The organism is Microbacterium halotolerans, assembly GCF_003569805.1.
Taxonomy (GTDB): Bacteria; Actinomycetota; Actinomycetes; order Actinomycetales; family Microbacteriaceae; genus Microbacterium; species Microbacterium halotolerans.
Map to the genome: position 1 here is coordinate 460,891 of NZ_KZ984052.1, position 18,529 is coordinate 479,419.

Here is an 18,529-nt window from a genome sequence, read left to right on the forward strand (position 1 = left end):
TCACTCCGGGGGCGGATGTCTGGGCCGAGCCCAGCGACATACCTTCCTCGAAGTCGATTCGAGGAGAGCGCTATGACCACCTTGCACGTGCCAACCCCCGCACGGAGTACCAGAGGCCGCACGCCGACGGCTGCGGCTCCTGGACGGGATCGCAGCATCGATCTGATCCGTTCGGCCAGTCTCGTGCTCGTCGTTCTTCTGCACGCCATGATGGTCGGCGTCACAGTGTCCGACGGTGACCCGGTCTTCGAGAATGCGCTCGAGACGGACTGGTTCGGTCCGGTGAGCTGGTTCGTGCAGATGATGCCGCTGTTCTTCTTCGCCGGCGGTTTCACCGCCTTCGGATCGTGGAGGAGGGCACGCGCGAGGGGTGTGTCGGCCTCAGCGTTCGTGGCGGGCCGCGTGCTCAGACTCATGGCGCCGGCCGTCGCCCTCTTCGTCGTGATCGCCGCAGGACTCGCGGCGCTCACGCTGGCGGGGGTTCCGGCCGACATCGTGGCGACGGCCGGCTTCCGCATCTCTCAGCCGCTCTGGTTCCTCGGTGTGTTCCTGCTGGCTCAGGCGCTCGTTCCGGCGATGGCGGCATGGCACGAAAGGCGGCCGGCGATTGCGCTGGCGACCCTTGCGGCTGCCGCTGCGGCGATCGACGTCGTCCGGTTCGCGACGGGTTGGGAGGCGATCGGCTTCCTCAATCTCGCCGTGGTGTGGCTGTTCGTGCAGCAGCTGGGGTTCTGGGACGCGGATGGTCTCGTCTCGCGCATTCCTCGCCGCGTCCGGATCGGTGGGGCGCTCGGCCTGCTCGGCGGCATGATCGTGCTCGTGGCGACGACCCCGTATGTGGCGAACATGTACGCCAATCAAGACCCGCCGACGCTCCTGCTCGCTCTGCTCGCGGTCGTGCAGGTGGCGCTGTTCTCGCTGGCGAGGCCCCATCTGGCGCGGTTCGTGCAGCGCGATGGCGTTGCACGGGTGGTCGACTGGATCGGTTCCAGAGCAATGACCATCTATCTGTGGCACATGACCGTGCTGATCGCCCTTGCCGGCCTCAGCGTGCTCGGCGCGTTCAGCGGACAGATCGTGCTGCCCGAGCTGCATTCCGCTCAGTGGTGGCTGACACGGCCGGCGTGGTTGGTGGCCGCAGTGATCGCCGTCGCCCTGCTCTCAGCTGTGACAGCCCGGTTCGAGCAGAAGCCGATGCCGCGCGCATCCGCGGATGCCTGGCGTGCGGTTCCCGCCGCCGCACTCGGCGTGGGGTGCGTCGTCATCGTCTTCGTCGTCGGCCTCACCTGGGTCACCGCGGCCGTCTGCGCGGGCCTCGCGGCCCTCGCCATCGCGTTGGCGGGGGATATCCCCACGGGCAAGACGCGAGGTTTCGTCATACCGCGTTCCTCGTCTTCCGGCGATGCTGGGGGAGTGGAAGCAGAAGACGGGGTGCGCGCGTGACCGAGATCACGGAGATGCTGCTGGCGTTGGCTACGTCCCCCTGGGTGTACCTGATCGCCTTCGCCGTCACGATGCTCGATGCCTTCTTCCCGCCGGTTCCGAGTGAGTCGCTCGTCGTGGCGTTCGCTGCGGTCGCCGCGGCGACGGGCGAGCTCAATCCTGTCCTGCTCGGAGCGTGCATGGCGGTGGGCGCGTTCGCCGGTGACAACATGGTGTTCATGCTCGGCCGAAGGCTCGGCATCGACCGATTCAGGTGGATGAGAGGTCGCCGCGCCCGTTCGACACTCGCCTGGGCGGGTCGTGCACTCGAGCGCCGGGGCTCGATGCTCATCCTGATGGCGAGGTACATTCCGATCGGTCGCATCGCCGTGAACCTCACAGCCGGTGCGACCGCGTTCCCTCAGCGCCGGTTCGTGCCGCTGTCGGCTGTCGCCGCTGTGCTGTGGGCCGGATTCTCCGTCGGCATCGGCATGCTCGCGGGTGCGTGGTTCGAGCAGTACCCGCTGGTCGGAGCCGCGGTCGGCATCGTGCTCGCCCTCGTGCTCGGACTGGCCGTCGATCAGGGCCAGGTGCTGCTGCGCCGACTCCGCACTCGTCGCGCGGCCGCGTACGGATCAGCCGAGAAGCAGAACGGCGCCGAGCAGCATCGGGATGCAGCCGACGGTCGTGACGAACACGGTGTCGCGCGCGATGATCTCGCCGACCCCGTACCGCTGAGAGTAGTTGAAGACGTTCTGGGCACTGGGCAGACAGGCCATCACCACCACCGCGAGCAGGTCATGGCCGGTCATGCCGAACAGGAAGGATCCGGCCAGCCACGCGACGAACGGCATGACGACGAGCTTCAGCCCGGACGCGATCAGGACGTCGGAACGAGTGCCGGGCGTCGCGAGAACACGGGCACCGCTGAGCGACATACCGAAACCGATCAGGAGGACGGGGATCGCCGCACCGGCTATCAGCTCCGCAGGTTCCATCACCATGTCGGGCAGCTCGATCCCGAACGCCGCCACCAGCGTTCCGAGCAGCGCGCCGATGATCATCGGGTTGCGCGCCGTGCGCTTCAGAATCGGTCCCAGAGCCGTGCTGCCGGTTGAGATCGCATCGAGCAGCATCAGGAACACGGGCGTGAGGATCAGCAGCTGCAGCACGATGATAGGTGCGGAGTATGCACCGCTGCCCAGCACGTACGTCGCCAGCGGCAGCCCGATGTTGTTCGCATTGACGTAGCCGGAGGCGAGGCTGCCGATCACGGTCGCTCCCGCGGAGCGCTTCGTGAACAGGCGTGCGACGACGGCGAAGATGACGAACATCACAACAGCGGAGATCGCCGCGACCGGCAGCTGCGACGAGAACAGCACGTGCACGTCGGCGTTCGCGAGCACGGAGAACAGCAGAAAGGGACTGAGCACGAAGAACGTGAGTCTGCTCAGGACGAAGCGTCCTTGCTCACCCAGCAGTCCGATCCGTCCTGTGATGAAACCCGTTGCGATCGCGACCCCGACCACGACGAAGCCGGTGAGCGCGGGGATCATGCCCCTGCCGGAATATAGGAGGCGGTCGGGTGAATCATCATCGACCACAATACTGCGCACGTGTCCGACCTGGTCGATAGCGCTCGGTCGGGATAGCGTGCTGACATGGCCACGCATCCCGCTGACTCCCATGACACCATCCGCGTCCGAGGGGCGCGCGAGAACAATCTCACCGGCGTCGACGTCGACGTGCCCAAGCGACGTCTGACGGTCTTCACCGGAGTGTCGGGGTCGGGGAAGAGTTCGCTGGCGTTCGGGACCATCGCGGCTGAGTCGCAGCGGATGATCAATGAGACGTACAGCGCTTTCGTGCAGGGGTTCCTGCCGCAGCTCGCACGGCCGGAGCTGGATTCGGTCGACGGAGTCACGACGGCGATCCTGGTCGATCAGGAACGTCTCGGTGCGAACATCCGGTCGACCGTCGGCACGGTCAGCGACGCGAACGCGATGCTGCGCACGCTGTACAGCCGCGTCGGAGAGCCCCAGATCGGCCCGCCCAACGCATTCTCGTTCAACACGCCCTCCGTGAAGGCATCCGGTGCGATCCTCGTGGAGCGCACCGGCAGGGCGAAGCGGGAGCGCGCGTCGTTCACGATGCTCGGCGGCATGTGCCCGGGATGCGAGGGCACGGGCCGTGTGTCAGATCTCGATCTCGCACAGCTGTACGACGAGACCAAGTCGATCAACGACGGCGCGATCACCGTTCCCGGATACAAGCCGGGCGGCTGGTCCGTGCGCTTCTACGCAGAGTCCGGCTTCTTCGATCCGGACAAGCCGGTGCGCGAGTTCACCGCCGATGAACTGGACGCCTTCCTGTACAAGGACGAGACGAAGATCAAGCTCAACGGCATCAACATCACGTACACGGGTCTCGTGCCGCAGGTGCGCAAATCGATGCTGTCAAAGGACAGGGAGGCGATGCAGAGCCACATCCGGGCCTTCGTCGACCGCGCGGTGACTTTCATGCCGTGTGCGGAATGTGGTGGGACGCGCCTTGCCGAGCCTGCGCGATCGTCGAAGATCGTCGGACTCCACATCGGCGAGGCATGCGCAATGCAGGTCTCCGACCTGCTCGAGTGGGTGCGAGGGCTCGACCTCGAGGGTGCGGCTCCGCTGCTGACAGCGCTCGACGATCTGCTCGCGTCGTTCGTAGACATCGGGCTCGGGTATCTGTCTCTGGAACGGGCCTCCGGCACGCTCAGCGGGGGAGAGGCGCAGCGCCTGAAGATGATCAAGCACCTCGGGTCGCCGCTCACCGACGTCACCTACGTGTTCGATGAGCCCACCGCGGGACTGCATCCGCACGACATCGAGCGGATGAACAACCTGCTCGTGCAGCTGCGGGACAAGGGCAACACTGTGCTCGTGGTCGAGCACAAGCCGGAGACCATCGCCATCGCCGACCACATCATCGACATGGGTCCAGGTGCCGGTTCGCACGGGGGAGAGGTGTGCTTCGCCGGTGACCTCACCGGCCTACGCGAAAGCGGCACCGCGACCGGACGCCATCTCGGCGACCGCGCCAGGATCAAAGACGAGGTGCGTGCGCCGCACGGCGCGATCGAGGTGCGCGGCGCAGCGTCGAACAACCTCCGTGGCGTCGATGTGGACGTACCGCTCGGCGTCCTCGTGGCGCTGACGGGTGTCGCGGGATCGGGGAAGAGCTCGCTCGTCGACGAGAAGCTCGCCCGTCGCGACGGCGTCGCATTCGTCGACCAGACGCCGATCAAGGGCTCGAGCCGGAGCAACCCGGCCACGTATACCGGACTGCTCGAATCCATCCGGAAGGCCTTTGCCAAGGCGAACGGCGTCAAGCCTGCGCTGTTCAGCTCGAACAGCGAGGGTGCGTGCCCGACCTGCAAGGGAAACGGCACCATAACGACGGAGTTCGGATTCATGCAGGGGGTGACGACGCCGTGCGAGGACTGCGGCGGGCGACGCTTCACCGCGGCGGTGCTCGAGTATCAGTTCGGTGGAAGGAACATCGCGGACGTGCTGGCGCTGCCGATCTCCGAAGCACTGGGCTTCTTCTCCTCTGGCGAGGCGAAGGTACCGGCGGCCGCGAAGATCCTGAAGCGTCTCGACGACGTCGGACTCGGGTACGTCAGCCTCGGGCAGGCGCTGTCGACCCTGTCCGGCGGCGAGAGGCAGCGCCTCAAGCTCGCCGTGCAGATGGGTGACGGCGCGGACGTGTACGTGCTCGACGAACCGACCACAGGCCTTCACCTGCAGGACGTCGAGGCGATGCTGACGATGCTCGACGAGCTCGTCGACTCCGGGCACTCGGTGATCGTCATCGAGCACCACCAGGCCGTGATGGCTCATGCCGATTGGATCATCGATATGGGCCCGGGTGCAGGTCACGACGGCGGCCGCATCGTATTCGAAGGGACGCCGGCTCGACTCATCGCAGATGGTTCGACGCTGACAGGCAAACACCTCGCCGGGTACGTCGCTGGGTGAGGGCCACGTGAGAGACGTGGCGCGCCGGTGCAGCCGGCCCGCGCCGAGTAGCCGAACCGGCTCCATACAGTCTTTTACATGTCCCTCACCTGTTGAGGGTTATAGCCGATAATGTACATTATGTCAGTTCATGAATCGGGAGAGCTCCCCAATGGCCCTGCCCCGCCGCTACGCGAGCCCGAGGAAGACGACGAGCGCGCGCTCGATGTCTGTGAGCCGCTTCGCCGAGACGCTCCCCACCCGTTCGACGACGTTCGCGCGACGAACCGTTGTGACCTTGTCGATCATCGCGTGACTGGCTTTGCTCAGCCCGGACCCCTCGTCGACATCCAATGGCACGCGCAGCATCGGTGCGTCGATCAAGGCGGTGGTCAGCGGCACGACCGTGATCGAGTCAGTTCCTTCGAACTCGTCTGCTTGCAGCACCAGCGCGGGCCTCGGCTTCGATGCGTGCACGCCGCCCGCAACCGTCCATAGTTCTCCGCGCTTCACTCCTCACCCCACGGCGCAGATACCGCTTCGATGAACTGCTGGTCGTCGGACGTTCGATCTGCGGCGGCCACAAGATCTGCCTGACGCCGAGCCTCGGCCCTGGTCTGATCGCCACGCACGTCGAGTACCCACATCTGCACGGACCGGTAGCCGGCCCCTCGCATGCGCTTGCGATACTGCCCCACACGATCGCTGATTCCCATGCTCAATTGTTACATGTAACACGCGATTCAAGGAAGGGGCAGCTGTCTGCCTGCTCCTGAGCGTCGGATCAGCGCAGCTTCAACAGCCTCCCGGCATCCGCTGTGCGTACGATCAGTGGCCGCGCAGCGCGCGCAGGTAGCGCCGCCGCACGACGATCTGCGCGATCCGGAGTGCGGGGAACATCGCACGCCACGGCTGCTGCGATGCGGGCTTCGTGAGTGAGCGCACCGTGAGGGAGACCTCGTCCCCGGCGCGGGAGACGATGAAGGCCTCCTCCCCCGACACCGGATGTCCCGGCAGGGTTCGGTATGAGAATCCGACGCGCGTCGACGAGGCATGCACGTCGACGACCTCGATCGGCTCTCGGATCGTGATGCCGAGAACGCGGAAGGTGATCGTCAGACGCACCCCGGGTTTCACGGGCTCGTCGCCGCCCACGGCGAAGCCGCTGCGAGTCTTCACCTTCCAGCGCAGCACGTCTCGCGACACACGACTCCAGACGGCATCCCCCTGCCCGACGACGGCGGACACCTGCGACCGCACGTGGCCGTTGTGTTCGGAAGGCCACACCGCGAGACTCGGAGAGGTCATCTTCAGCGTCGGCCGCCGACGTGCTCTTCGGCGAGTTCCACAGTCATGTACACGCTGTTCGGATCCTCTGCGTAGTCGCCGAACGGCTCCGTGACGACGAAACCGGTGCGTGCGTACAAGTGGCGTGCCGCCTCGAAGAACTCCATGCTCCCCGTCTCGAGCGAGACCCTTCGGATGCCACGAGCACGTGCGTCGTCCAAGGCAGACGTCAGCAGGCGCGCACCGATTCCACGGCCGCGCATCAGCGGGTCGGTCCGCATGCTCTTGAGTTCCTCGTGCCAGGGCTCCACGTGCGTCAGTGCGATCGTGCCGGCGAGCTGGTCACCCATCAGCGCAGTCCACACCCGGGTTCCCGGCCGCTGCAGGGACGCGTAGTCGAGTGCGTGGCGGCTCTCCGGCGGTGCGGTCGGGGCGAGGTCGGCCAAGTGCGCTTCGAGGAAGGTCCGCAACTGCGGATCGGAGAAGTCCGCACGCGTGATCGTCACCATCCCGCGATTCTACGGTTCAGGTCGTCGGCACGCGGTACTTGAACCCGACGTGCGAGTCCGCGAACCCCAGCCGCGTGTAGAAGCGGTGGGCGTCTGAGCGTTGAGCGTCGGAAGTGAGCTGAACGAGATTCGCTTCGAGTGCCGGTGCCGCCGTATGCATCGTCCAGCGCATCATCGCCGCCCCGATCCCTGACGAGCGACGGTCGCTGGCCACCCTGACCGCCTCGATGAGCAACCGGGAGCTCCCCTGCCGTGCCATCCCGGGTATCAGCGTCAGCTGCATGGTCGCGACCGCCTCGTCCTCGTCTGTGACGACGACGAGATCATTGCCCGCATCTTCCAGGATCGTGCGCAGCGCGGCTGCGTAGCGCTCGGTGTCGGAAGGATCCGCGACGTCACCGCGCGAGCTGCTCACCGGGTCGTCGGAGAGCAGACGCATCAATGCGCCGAGATCTTCCGGAACGGCTCGTCTCAGTGTCAGCGGCGCAGCGATGTCGAGCGGGACCGGCAGGTCGAGAAGAGTCAGCACTCCCCTATTCTGCTCTGCCCGATCTCATGTGCCTGTCCACGGCTCGGACATCGCCAAGCCGAGCACTTCGAGCACCGCGGTCAGGTCGTTCGGATCGGATGCATCACGTGCGATGAGGAGCGCACGCATGCCGGCGCCGCGCGCACCCTCCACATCTTGGAACGGGTTGTCGCCGACGAACAGACACTCCCCCGGCGATGTGCCCAGGCCTCCGGCGAGAGTGTCGAACGCGTGCGCGTCGGGCTTGTGCACGCCGATCCCCTCCGAGGTGCACACGACGTCCACGGCCTCGGCAAGGCCGATCGCGCTCAGCTTCTCGTTCTGCTGCGCCTCGGCGCCGTTCGTCAGCACGCCGACTCGGAGCCCCGCCCGGCGAACCGACGCGAGCACCTCCCGCGCTTCCGGGAACGCACGCCAGTGCGTGCGATACATCGCCAGATACCGCTCGAACATCGCGTCGAGGCCCGACGCGTCCGCGGGCACCTCGAGGCCGAACGCACGCAGCACTCGCACGAGGCGCTGCCGCCGCTGTTCAGCGAAGGAGATCTCACCCCGGCGCCAGCGCTCGAACTCCATCTCCTCGGCGGCGAACCAGGCAGCGCGGAACGCCGATGCGTCATCGACGCCGAGGTGCGCGGCGAAGGCGTCAGCACCTGCACCGGATGCGCCGCGATGGTCGAACAGCGTCTCATCCAGGTCGAAACCGACCGCCTTCACTGGGCTCACCGCCACCACGGTAGCGGACGCATCCGTCCCCTCTGGACCGTCGAATCGCTCAACGATCGACGGCTCCCCCGATCACGGCCGACAGCGGCCGTGGCGCAGCCGTTGCGTGTTCGACGACATCGACGCGCCGCGCTCCGCAGACGACGCACGACACGTAGCTGACCGTGCCGACGCTCGTCGCATGCGACGACTGCGTCGCCCACCCGTGTTCGTGCGCCCGCGGTGTCGCCCCGGTGATGATCTGCTGAAGCCCTGTTGTCATACTCCCCAGCGTGCTGTAATGCCGTTATGCATCTCAACCCTTACGGAGAGTACGCGGTCCTGCTCGCGGCGTCCCTGGCGAATGACTGGCCGGATGATCGCGAGCGGATCGAGGAGCGCACACGCGACTTCGGCATGACGATGGCGTTCGCACGGCGCGATGACGACCATGCACTCACCGGCGCCGTCGTCGACCGCTGGCTCGCGATCGTCGACGCAGCCGATGAGGCCCAGCGCGCGGTGCTGCTCAACGAGGAGATGGCGCAGGCATCGGCCTACCCGAGGCTCGTCGATCACAACGACGAGGGCTGGCACCTGCACTACCGCGACGAGGATCAGTCCCTCGCGCATGTGCTGCACGCGGTGATCAGCGTGGGCACGGCGTTCCACCTCACCACCCGCGGTATGCACCGCCTCGGCAGATGTGCGGCTTCCCCGTGCACGGACGTCGTCGTCGACATCACGCGGAACGGCCGGCAGCGCTACTGCTCGGTGCGGTGCGCCAACCGAGATGCCGTCAGGCGCCACCGCGCACGGGCCCGTTGACACGGCACCGGGCCGGTCCTCCTCCGAGACACAGCTGTGGGTGGGCGCTTCGCAGAGGCGCCCACCCACAGCGATACAGACCGGGTCAGCTCTTCGGCAGCACCAGCTCCTGGCCGACCTCGATGAGGTCAGGATCGGTGATGTCGTCCTGGTTCACGGCGAAGATGCCGAGCCAGCCGCTGTCGAGATCCGTGTGCTCCGCGATCTCGAACAGGGTGTCACCCGACTCGACGGTGTACGTCTTCTTCGACGCTTCCACATCGGGGAGCGTGTAGGTCGGTGCAGCAGGCTCGGGTGCGGCCGGCTGCTCTGCGGGTGCGGCCTGCTCCTGCGACTCAATCTGACCCGACGAGTCGCTGCTGGTCTCAGCGGGTGCCGGCGCCGTCTCCGTCGGCTCGGCCGATCCGGATGCACCGATCTGCGCCGAGCACGATGGCCATGCGCCCCAGCCCTGACCGGCGAGCACGTTCTCAGCGATCCGGATCTGCTCTTCACGGGAGGCGTCAGCGGGGTTGCCCGAACCGCCGTAGGCTTGCCAGGTCGACAGCGAGAACTGCAGGCCACCGTAGTAGCCGTTGCCGGTGTTGATCGACCAGTTGCCGCCGGATTCGCACTGAGCCAGCGCGTCCCACGTCGCACCGTCGGCGGCATTCGCCGCGGTGGGAACGAAAGCGGTCGCGGCGATCGCCGCCACGCTCGCAGCCAGCAGCCCACCGCCCAGACGGCGGGCGGAACGACGGCTGTCAGCGTTGTTGAGGGAAGTCTTCTTCTTGAACACGGTGAACTCCACAGCCCCGTCTCGACCCGCACTGTGTGCAGACCGTCCGCCCGACCGAAGCATCGCATTGGTTTCGGGTGACGCAAAGGGCTCTCGGGGCGAATAAGACGGCTGCCCTCTGCGGTTCAGTGTCCTACGTCACCACACATCACGTCTTGATAACAAATCAATTCAGGTCCTTGCCAGCAAGATCACAAGTCAGTAGCGGGTCTCTGTGCGGGTGATCATGCCGGAACCGGTGCTCGTCGCTCCCCTTGTACCAGGTGGCGCCGCCCTCACATACTGGAGACGTCCCGCGCACGATAGACGAAGGAGCCGACCGGATGGACAGCACAGAGGTCGTCAGGATCCTCAGCCTCCCCTACAGCGAGGAGCTGCTCGCGCGCGACATCCTCCGCATGGCGTACGTCGCGAAGGACGGTTCGCCGCGCATCGTGCCGATGGGTTTCGTCTGGAACGGGACATCGATCGTCGTCTGCACGACGACGAATGCACCGAAGCTGCGGCACCTGCGCGAGAACCCGCAGGTCGCGCTCACCATCGACACGGAGGTCTTCCCGCCGAAGATCCTGCTGATCCGAGGCGACGCCGACCTCGAGTTGGTCGACGGCATCCCGGACGAGTACATGAGTGCCAACAACGTCTATTCGATGACCGACGAGCAGCGCACCGAGTGGGAGAAGGAGGTGCGCTCGCTCTACAAGCAGATGTATCGCATCACCATCACGCCTACGTGGGCGAAGCTCATCGACTTCGAGACGACGCTTCCGTCGGCCGTCGCGGAACTGATCGAAGAACGCACGACCCGCGAGGGCGCCTGACGCGCCCCTCCTGCGTCCGACCGCGGCGCACCGGTCACGGCCGGTGCCCGCTCGAAGCACGTACCCCGCCTGTGGCCGGACTACGGTGCCTTCTGCGCCTTCCTCGATCCCGACCGCAACAGCACCGAGGCCCGTTCATAAGCTGCCGAGTGCGCGCTGAAGTCCCGCACACCAACCGTTCGGTCGGGTGAAGCCCGGTCAGTCCGTTCGTTCCTGTGCGAGGTGGAGGGCGAGCGCGGTGCGGTCGCGCTGACCGAGTTTGCGCAGCAGTGTGGAGACGACGTTCTTCACGGTGCCGTGCGCCAGGTGCAGCTCGTCTGCGATCTCGACGTTGGGCAGGCCGCGCGCGACGAGGTCGGCGACTGCCCGTTCCGACTCGTTGAGCGCGGCGAGCGGCTTCGCTGAGGGCGTGGGAGACAGCGCCGCTCGCGCGACGCGAGGGTCGAGCACGAGCCCTCCGGCGGTCACCTGACGGATCGCGTCAGCGAGGCCGTCGGTGGAGACGTCCTTGAGCAGGAATCCCGCCGCACCTGCATCGAGCAGGTCGCGCACGGTTCGTGCGTCGTCGAAGGTGGTGAGGACGAGCACCGGCAGGCCGGGGTGGTCGACGATGCAGCGGCGCACCAGGCCGAGCCCGTCGAGTGTCGGCATCCGCGCATCGGCGAGAACGACGTCCGGAGCGACCTCGGGGATCATCGCGAGCGCCCGCAGCCCGTGCTCAGCTTCACCGACGACCTCGATGGTCGCATCGGTCTCCAGCACCATCCGAAGCCCGCGGCGCAGAAGCTCCTGGTCGTCCACGACGAGCACCCGAATGCGATTCATGCTGCGCCACCGGCAGATGACAGCGCCGCGGTGGCCGTTTCCGACGGCAGCGCGATCGCGAGCCGGAATCCTTCGAGTGTTGACGCGGTGGTCAACCGCCCGCCGAGGGCTTCCGCACGGGAGCGCAGCGACCGCAGTCCGAACCCCTCCGCCACGGCGGCGCCGACCGAGCCGCTCCCGCCGTCGTCCGCGATCACGGCGTCCACCCCGTCGGGCGCGACGGCCACGTGCAGTCGGACGACCGTCGCTCGGCTGTGCCGCACCACGTTGGTCAGTCCTTCCTGCACGAATCGCAGCAGCAGCAGCGACTGCTCGTGTGGCAGCGGCATGTCTTCGCCCTCGACTGTCACCGTGATGTCGATGCCGGTCCCGCGGAACGCCTCGGCTACCGCACCGAACGCTTCCGCATCGCCGAGTGCGGAGAGCTCCACCGGATGCATCGCGCGCACCAGACGGCGCATCGCATCGAGCGACTCTCCGACGATGCTCCTCGCGCGGGTGACCTCCGCCCGTGCCGCATCCGGCTCGTCGACACGGGAGACGTAGTCGAGCGAGAGACCGATCGCGGTGAGCCGATGACCGAGGTCGTCGTGCAGCTCCCGCGCCGTGCGCTCCCGTTCCTGTGCCAGCACGAGGTCTCGGTCGCTCTGCAGCCGTCTCTGCAGCTCGTCGTTGACCGCATCCAGCTGCACCAGCGCATCCTGCAGCGCGTCGCCCACACGAAGGCTGTCGCGCAGCACCACCGCGACGGCCGCCGCGATCCCGGCCAGGAGCGCAGCGCTGATCGCTTCGATGAAGATGGTCTCGGGAGGGCTTCCGGCACTCAGATGAAGCATGAGGACGAGGACGCCCAGCCCCGCGGCGTAGGCCCACAGCACGATGCCGGCGGTGAAGGTGACGCCCAGCACGAGACAGGCCGTCCAGATGATGCCGTAGTAGAGCATGCCGTTGCCAAGCGCGATCGTCACCGTCGCGAACGCGACGAACGCGACGGCGGCGATCCGGGATACCTGCGCCGAGCGGCGCCACATCACCCACGCGACGATGGCGGCGACGATCAGGACGGCGATCACAGCGCTCACACCCGGGGGCCTGACGGGAGCCGAGTACAGCGCCATCAACGCCGGCCCCGCGATGCCGATGCCAGCGGCGAGATCGAGCAGTCCGGTGCGAAGTGACGGGCCGCTGAGCATGAGTACCAGCGTATGCACGATCGGCGGGGATCACACGTGACTGCAGTCACGAAGCTCGCCCGGATCCGGTGGCCGCGGTCACCTCCGGCGATGACCGCAGCCCGGCGCGCACGGCCGCGTCGTTTCCGTAGCGTCCCGGTATGACGTCCTCTGCTTCCTCCGCCTTCCGCACCGAGCCTGCGCCGCCGCCCAGGCTCGGCACCGGACCGCTCGGCATGACACTGCGAATCATCATCGCGGTTGGGGTGCTCGCGGTCGCCAACATCATCGGCGGATTCCTGCCGAGCGTGTTTCTGCTCATCCCCGGTGCACTCGATCTGCTCTCCGGTTCATCGCCGTGGGGGTTCGCGGCCGCGTTCGTGCAGCAGGCGCTCGTCCTTGCCTTCGTGATCTTCGCCGTGTGGGCGTGGATGCGATGGGTGGAACGCCGGTCGCTTCGAGATGCAGGGTGGCGCTGGGGCCGCCGGTCGGTCCTCTGGTTGCTCCTCGGCATCGTCATCGCGGCGACCAGTCTCCTTGCTGTGACGATCGTGCTGCCCGCCACCGGATCCGTGCCTGATTCCCCCGCCATGTTCGGTGAGCCCGGCGCCGCGCCGTTGACGATCGCCCTGCTGATCGTGTACTACGTCGGGCTCGCCTTCCTGCAGCAGAGCATCCCGGAGGAACTGCTGTTCCGCGGCTGGCTGCTGTGGCGGCTTCGTCATCGGCCCGTCGTCGCCGTCGTCGTCACCGCACTCGCGTTCACCGTCATCCATCTCGTCTCCAGCGGCGGCCAGCAGTCCGCGTGGGAGCACGTGCTCTACCTCGCGTTGCCCTTCGGCTTCGCCGTGCTCGCGACGGGCATGCTGCTGTGGACGGGTTCGCTGTGGGCAGCGGTCGGCGTGCACGGCGGGTTCCACATCGGCAACTACATCGCGGCTTCGGTCCTGGCACCCGTCGACGCGGCCACGTCGTGGCTCGCCGTCGGCGGAGTCCAGACGGCTATCGGTCTGGTGCTCGTGGTCACCGCCCTCCGCCGCGGCCGGACCATTCTCGACGCACGCGACTGACGGCGACGCTGGAGGCCGTCTTAACGCTGGTGCCGGTACCGATGCACTCCGCCGAGTCATCCGGACGTGCGTGACGCACGGGCTGAGACAATGGTCGTCGTGACGACATCCCCGCACGAGTTCGATCTCGCCTCCATCGGCGATCGGCTCGTCGTCTCGGGCGCCCGCGCCGAACTCGAACACGCGGCGGCCACAGGTGCCATGGTCGTCACCGCTCCGCCCGGCACGGGAAAGACAACTTTCGTGCCGGCGCTGGTGGCGAATGTCCTCGCGCCGCGCGCATCCGGCCGCGTCATCGTCACGCAGCCGCGCCGAGTCGCCGTGCGTGCCGCCGCGCGACGGCTCGCTGAGCTCGACGGCACACCGCTCGGCGGTGCCGCCGGGTTCTCGGTGCGCGGTGAGAGCATCGTCGGCGCGGACACACGTGTGGAGATGGTCACGCCCGGCGTACTGCTGCGGCGTCTGCTCGCCGACCCAGCGCTCGACGGGGTCGCTGCCGTGGTGCTCGACGAGGTGCACGAGCGGTCCGTCGACGGCGATCTGCTGCTCGGCATGCTCGCCGAGGTGCGTGAGCTGCGCGAAGATCTGGTGCTGATCGCCATGTCGGCGACGCTCGACGCCGACGCTGTGGCCTCGGTCATCACACCGGATGGCTCAGCGCCGATCGTCGACATCCCGTCCCCACTGCATCCGCTCGCCGTCGACTACGCCCCGCACTCAACGCCGCGCATGGATACGCGCGGTGTGACGCGGGACTTCCTCGATCACGTCGCAGCGGTTGCGGTCGCCGGTCAGGCGGATGCCGACGCTGACGCGCTCGTCTTCGTTCCGTCGGCACGCGACGTCGACGAGGTGGTGCGCAGGATCCGCGGCCGCGCCTCCGGCGTGGAGGCCCTTCCCCTGCACGGGCGGCTCCCGGCGCGGGATCAGGACCGCGCCACGCGCGGCCGCACATCGCAGGGCGATGCGCCGCGCATCGTCGTCAGCACCTCGCTGGCGGAGAGCTCTCTCACTGTTCCCGGCGTGCGGCTGGTCGTCGATGCGGGTCTCTCCCGTGAGCCGCGGCGCGATGCCGCCCGTGCCATGTCGGGTCTGGTCACCGTGAGCGCGTCGCGCGCCAGTGCGGAGCAGCGTGCCGGGCGCGCCGCGCGACAGGGACCGGGCAGGGCGATCCGCGTCTACAGCGAAGCGGACCACGCCAGGATGCCCGCACTCGCCTCCCCTGAGATCCAGTCGGCCGATCTCACCGACGCCGCTCTGCTCCTCGCGGCCTGGGGGACGCCGTCGGCCGTCGGCATGCGACTGCTCACTCCCCCGCCTGCCGCTGCCATGGCCGACGCTGTAGCAGCGCTGCGCGCCCTGGAGCTCGTCGACTTTGCCGGACGCATCACCCCGCTTGGAGTGCGTGTCTCCCGGCTTCCCACCGGGCCGCGCGAGGGTCGTGCGCTCTTGGCAGCGACGAGCATGGACATCGATGTGCGAATCGCCGCCGACACCGTCGCCGCCCTCAGCGGGGGCTTCCGCGACGACGGCGCCGATCTTGTGCGTCTCATCCGCGAGCTGCGAGCCGACCGCGCGGTGGGAAGCTCTCGGTGGCGCGCTGATGCGCGGCGCCTCGCGCGTACCGTCTCCTCTGAGAACGCCGCCGGCGCACACGGAACAGGCACCGCAAGCGCATCGTTCGAAGCGCCGGGCGTGGTCGTGGCTCTCGCGCGCCCCGAGTGGATCGCCCGGCGCGTGGGAGCTGGTTCGCGTTCGTACGTCTTCGCCTCGGGAACCAGGGCCGCACTCCCCGACGGCAGCCCGCTCGCAGCGTCGGAGTGGATCGCCGCGTGGGAGGTGCAGCGCGCATCCGGGCGAATCGCCGACGACACCGGCGCTGTGATCCGGCTCGCCGCGGCGCTGAACGAAGAAGACGCGCGCCGCGCCGGCGCCGGTCTGCTGAAGCGCGAGCGCACTGCGCGGCTCGAGAGCGGTCGCGTGCGAGTGCGCGATGTCGAGAGGCTCGGGGCGATCGTGCTGTCGTCGACGCCGGTCACCGCGACGCAGGCAGACACGGTCCCCGCCCTCATCGGGCATGTGCGGGAGGTCGGGATCGAGGCGCTGCCATGGTCGGCCGCCGCTGTGAGCCTCCGCGCTCGCCTGTCGCTGCTGCATCGCGAGCTCGGCGCTCCGTGGCCCGACATGCGCACTGACACGCTCCTTGCGCGGCTGGATGACTGGCTGGTGCCGGTGATCGGATCGGCGGGAGCGTCCGTGAACGGCATCGATACGCTCCAAGCGCTGCGAGGAATGCTGCCGTGGCCCGACGCCGCCCGCCTCGAGGAGCTGGCGCCGGAGAGTCTCAACGTGCCCTCCGGCAACCGCGTCCGGATCACATATCCGGATCCGGATGATCCGGATGGCCGACCCGTTGTGGCAGTCAAGCTCCAGGAAGTGTTCGGGTGGGCGCGGACACCGAGGCTGCTCGATGGTCGCGTGGCGGTGCTGTTCCATCTCCTCTCCCCTGCGCGGCAGCCGCTCGCGGTCACCGACGACCTCGCGACCTTCTGGGATGGTGCCTACCGCGAGGTCCGCAGACAGATGCGCGGGCGGTACCCGAAGCATCCGTGGCCGGAGGACCCGTGGACGGCGCAGCCCACGGCGCGCACCACACGTCCCCTGCGGCAGTGAGACTGCCCTGATGATCCTCGGGTGGTCGAGCGGATCATCCGGCGGCGTCGGGCACCTCGCGGCGGTATGCTCCGCCGGTCATCTCCCTCCGGGCGGGCCGAGCACGAGCAGGATGACATAGAGCGCCACAACGGCGACCGCGATGAGTGCCACGAGGACCCACGCATGGCGAAGGAACCACCGCATGGTGCGGTCGTACCACGTGCGATCCTGCGGGTGATCGCTCTTCTCGAGGCGCCAGTCGCCGGTGAGCCGGCTTGTGCGGTGCAGCCATATCTCCATCGGGATCGTCGCGTACGGAATGATCGCACTGACGACCGCCAGCACACCGACGCCGATCGACCACCGCTGGTTGAACCCCACGAGGATCGCCGTCGCGCCGTACGCGAGGAACACGAACCCGTGGATGCCACCGCCGATGGTCACCACGATGCCAGGGGCCCCGACAGCACGGGCGATGAGCGCGGCGATCAGGATCGTCCAGGTGATGGCCTCGGCTACCGCGAGGAGTCGGTACAGGCGAGCGGGGGTTCGGAACACGGCACTCCTCGGGTCGGCTCCCGCCAGCCTAAGCGACACATCTCCGGCCCCACGCCACGGAGGTGAAGCTCCCCCTCAGCCGTCACGGTCTCCGTATGGAGGCGACTCGGGGTCACGCCCCGCGTCTGAAGCGCCGCCACCATCCGGGGCGGGTCGCCGGCGTCGTCGTGTCCGCGCTGTCGACGCTCGTGCCGCGCTCTTCGACAGCGCCGACAGAGCGCTGCGCCCGTCGTTCCCGCCACGCGGCCACGTCGGCCTCGACGTCGTGGGTCGGCGTCACGACGGGCGGCCCTCCCTCGAGCTGAAGCCGCGCGTGGCGTACCCGGGAGTTGAAGTCGTCGAGATGCGCCCGCACATCCGACTCCCGCGAGAACTGGTCGAGGGTCGCGTCCATGGCGTGGTGCTCATTGCGCAGCTGGATCGCAGGGGGCGCGATTCCGCTCAGCCCCTCATTCGCGATCTTCCGCCGGATCCACCAGTCAGGGTCGCTCGATCCGTCGAGTCCCTCGATCGGCTTGCCCGCACCAGGCAGGTCATCGAACTCGCCCCGGCGGATCGCCAGCTGGATCGCCGTCTCGACGGCTGCCCAGCGCTGCTCCTGCGTGACCCATCGCGGCGCTGCGGCGATGGCGCGTTCGCCCTCCGCACCACGCTCCTCTTCGCTCATGTCCTGTTCGGCGCGATACCTCGCTGCATCGGCTCTCGGATCAGACATGTCGCCACCTCCGCCGCCAGAATACGCCCGACCGACGACATTGCGACGAGTATCGCGTCCTCATTCCAGATTGGCGTGCCTCGGCCATAGATCGTCGGCACTGCTGCCGTCGCGCTGCCACAGTGCGTGGAAGAGTGCATCGCCCACCAGGACGACCGCCTGCTCGAAGAGCGACCCGGCGTACTGTGCCGATGCTTCGTTCGAACGGTCGAGCTTCGCTGCTGCCGGAATCAGGAGAAGATGATCGGCGATCTCCGCCAGAGGCGACTCAGAAGCCGTCGACATCGCCACGACGTCCGCGCCGACGCTCTTCGCCGTCGTCGCTGCGCGCACGACGCCGGCCGTAGTGCCTGAGCCGCTTGCGGTGAGCAGCAGATCGCCCTCCGCTATGGCCGGTGCAGTCGTCTCTCCCGCAACATGCACTGTCATGCCGAGATGCATGAGGCGCATCGCCGTCATACGCAGTGCCAGGCCGGAACGGCCGGCGCCCAATACGAAGATGCGGTTCGCATTGTGCACGGCGGTGACGATTCCGACATCGCTCGCACCGCCAGCGCACGCAACGCGTTCGATGAGCTGTGCGAGCTCGTTCGCAAGGAGCCGAAGTGCGGAGGAAAGTGTGTCGTCATCAGTGCTCACTCCCCCATCGTGCCCGAT

20 protein-coding genes and 1 pseudogene are annotated in these 18,529 nt (G+C 67.7%); 7 read left to right on the plus strand and 14 right to left on the minus strand.

Features of this window, described 5'->3' with window-relative positions; translation table 11 throughout:
- Positions 1 to 72: 72 nt before the first annotated feature.
- Together DZG09_RS11450 and DZG09_RS16900 are read left to right on the plus strand one after the other, a co-directional pair.
- On the plus strand, positions 73 to 1,443 hold the full coding sequence (locus tag DZG09_RS11450) for an acyltransferase family protein (protein ID WP_162893293.1): 1,371 nt from the start codon (positions 73 to 75) through the stop codon (positions 1,441 to 1,443).
- Between the two features lie 71 nt (positions 1,444 to 1,514).
- Positions 1,515 to 1,901: pseudogene (locus DZG09_RS16900) on the plus strand (DedA family protein); the annotation flags it as partial.
- Positions 1,902 to 2,057: 156 nt separating this feature from the next.
- Here the strand turns inward: DZG09_RS16900 and DZG09_RS11460 are convergent.
- A complete protein-coding gene (locus DZG09_RS11460; RefSeq protein ID WP_119697843.1) occupies positions 2,058 to 2,978 on the minus strand; it encodes an AEC family transporter in 921 nt (306 codons plus the stop codon).
- A 105-nt stretch (positions 2,979 to 3,083) separates the two neighbouring features.
- Here DZG09_RS11460 and DZG09_RS11465 point away from each other — a divergent pair, with 105 nt between their 5' ends.
- Positions 3,084 to 5,441 (plus strand): ATP-binding cassette domain-containing protein, encoded by a 2,358-nt coding sequence (locus tag DZG09_RS11465; RefSeq protein ID WP_119697844.1) that lies wholly within the window; start codon positions 3,084 to 3,086, stop codon positions 5,439 to 5,441.
- 168 nt (positions 5,442 to 5,609) lie between these two features.
- On the opposite strand, the gene DZG09_RS11470 is transcribed toward DZG09_RS11465, so the two are convergent.
- The 7 genes from DZG09_RS11470 to DZG09_RS11500 form a co-directional block, all read right to left on the minus strand.
- Positions 5,610 to 5,933, minus strand: coding sequence for a type II toxin-antitoxin system PemK/MazF family toxin (locus DZG09_RS11470; protein ID WP_119697845.1), 324 nt, complete (start codon positions 5,931 to 5,933; stop codon positions 5,610 to 5,612).
- On the minus strand, positions 5,930 to 6,136 hold the full coding sequence (locus tag DZG09_RS11475; RefSeq protein WP_119697846.1) for an antitoxin MazE family protein: 207 nt from the start codon (positions 6,134 to 6,136) through the stop codon (positions 5,930 to 5,932). Before DZG09_RS11475 ends, DZG09_RS11470 begins: the two co-directional genes overlap by 4 nt.
- 112 nt (positions 6,137 to 6,248) lie before the next feature.
- Positions 6,249 to 6,707, minus strand: a complete 459-nt coding sequence (locus tag DZG09_RS11480; protein ID WP_240423970.1) for a DUF1990 family protein — start codon at positions 6,705 to 6,707, stop codon at positions 6,249 to 6,251.
- A gap of 23 nt (positions 6,708 to 6,730) precedes the next feature.
- Complete coding sequence (locus tag DZG09_RS11485) at positions 6,731 to 7,216, minus strand: GNAT family N-acetyltransferase (protein WP_119697848.1); 486 nt, start codon at positions 7,214 to 7,216, stop codon at positions 6,731 to 6,733.
- Between the two features lie 16 nt (positions 7,217 to 7,232).
- Complete coding sequence (locus tag DZG09_RS11490; RefSeq protein WP_240423972.1) at positions 7,233 to 7,745, minus strand: GNAT family N-acetyltransferase; 513 nt, start codon at positions 7,743 to 7,745, stop codon at positions 7,233 to 7,235.
- A gap of 24 nt (positions 7,746 to 7,769) precedes the next feature.
- Entirely contained in the window at positions 7,770 to 8,471 is a 702-nt protein-coding gene (locus DZG09_RS11495) for an HAD family hydrolase (protein ID WP_162893294.1), read from the minus strand.
- Between the two features lie 49 nt (positions 8,472 to 8,520).
- Complete coding sequence (locus DZG09_RS11500) at positions 8,521 to 8,733, minus strand: hypothetical protein (protein ID WP_119697850.1); 213 nt, start codon at positions 8,731 to 8,733, stop codon at positions 8,521 to 8,523.
- 26 nt (positions 8,734 to 8,759) lie between these two features.
- On the opposite strand from DZG09_RS11500, the gene DZG09_RS11505 reads away from it, so the two are divergent.
- Complete coding sequence (locus DZG09_RS11505; protein ID WP_119697851.1) at positions 8,760 to 9,278, plus strand: CGNR zinc finger domain-containing protein; 519 nt, start codon at positions 8,760 to 8,762, stop codon at positions 9,276 to 9,278.
- 85 nt (positions 9,279 to 9,363) lie between these two features.
- On the opposite strand, the gene DZG09_RS11510 is transcribed toward DZG09_RS11505, so the two are convergent.
- Positions 9,364 to 10,056, minus strand: coding sequence for a LysM peptidoglycan-binding domain-containing protein (locus tag DZG09_RS11510; RefSeq protein WP_240423974.1), 693 nt, complete (start codon positions 10,054 to 10,056; stop codon positions 9,364 to 9,366).
- A gap of 323 nt (positions 10,057 to 10,379) precedes the next feature.
- Here DZG09_RS11510 and DZG09_RS11515 point away from each other — a divergent pair, with 323 nt between their 5' ends.
- Positions 10,380 to 10,877: a pyridoxamine 5'-phosphate oxidase family protein gene (locus tag DZG09_RS11515; RefSeq protein WP_119697853.1), complete on the plus strand. Its 498-nt coding sequence runs from the start codon at positions 10,380 to 10,382 to the stop codon at positions 10,875 to 10,877.
- Positions 10,878 to 11,075: 198 nt separating this feature from the next.
- Here DZG09_RS11515 and DZG09_RS11520 read toward each other — a convergent pair whose 3' ends face one another.
- On the minus strand, positions 11,076 to 11,702 hold the full coding sequence (locus DZG09_RS11520; RefSeq protein ID WP_119697854.1) for a response regulator transcription factor: 627 nt from the start codon (positions 11,700 to 11,702) through the stop codon (positions 11,076 to 11,078).
- Positions 11,699 to 12,895 carry a sensor histidine kinase gene (locus tag DZG09_RS11525; RefSeq protein ID WP_119697855.1) on the minus strand — a complete coding sequence of 399 codons (1,197 nt, stop codon included), beginning with the start codon at positions 12,893 to 12,895 and terminating at the stop codon, positions 11,699 to 11,701. Before DZG09_RS11525 ends, DZG09_RS11520 begins: the two co-directional genes overlap by 4 nt.
- Before the next feature lie 140 nt (positions 12,896 to 13,035).
- On the opposite strand from DZG09_RS11525, the gene DZG09_RS11530 reads away from it, so the two are divergent.
- Entirely contained in the window at positions 13,036 to 13,944 is a 909-nt protein-coding gene (locus tag DZG09_RS11530; protein ID WP_119697856.1) for a CPBP family intramembrane glutamic endopeptidase, read from the plus strand.
- A gap of 90 nt (positions 13,945 to 14,034) precedes the next feature.
- On the plus strand, positions 14,035 to 16,617 hold the full coding sequence (hrpB, locus tag DZG09_RS11535; RefSeq protein ID WP_119697857.1) for an ATP-dependent helicase HrpB: 2,583 nt from the start codon (positions 14,035 to 14,037) through the stop codon (positions 16,615 to 16,617).
- A 78-nt stretch (positions 16,618 to 16,695) separates the two neighbouring features.
- Here the strand turns inward: hrpB and DZG09_RS11540 are convergent, their stop codons facing one another.
- From DZG09_RS11540 to hxlB, 3 genes are all read right to left on the minus strand, one after another.
- Complete coding sequence (locus DZG09_RS11540) at positions 16,696 to 17,157, minus strand: DUF3817 domain-containing protein (protein WP_119697858.1); 462 nt, start codon at positions 17,155 to 17,157, stop codon at positions 16,696 to 16,698.
- Positions 17,158 to 17,269: 112 nt separating this feature from the next.
- Positions 17,270 to 17,872, minus strand: a complete 603-nt coding sequence (locus DZG09_RS11545; RefSeq protein ID WP_119697859.1) for a DnaJ family domain-containing protein — start codon at positions 17,870 to 17,872, stop codon at positions 17,270 to 17,272.
- A 60-nt stretch (positions 17,873 to 17,932) separates the two neighbouring features.
- Entirely contained in the window at positions 17,933 to 18,511 is a 579-nt protein-coding gene (gene hxlB / locus DZG09_RS11550; RefSeq protein WP_205529152.1) for a 6-phospho-3-hexuloisomerase, read from the minus strand.
- Positions 18,512 to 18,529: the final 18 nt, after the last annotated feature.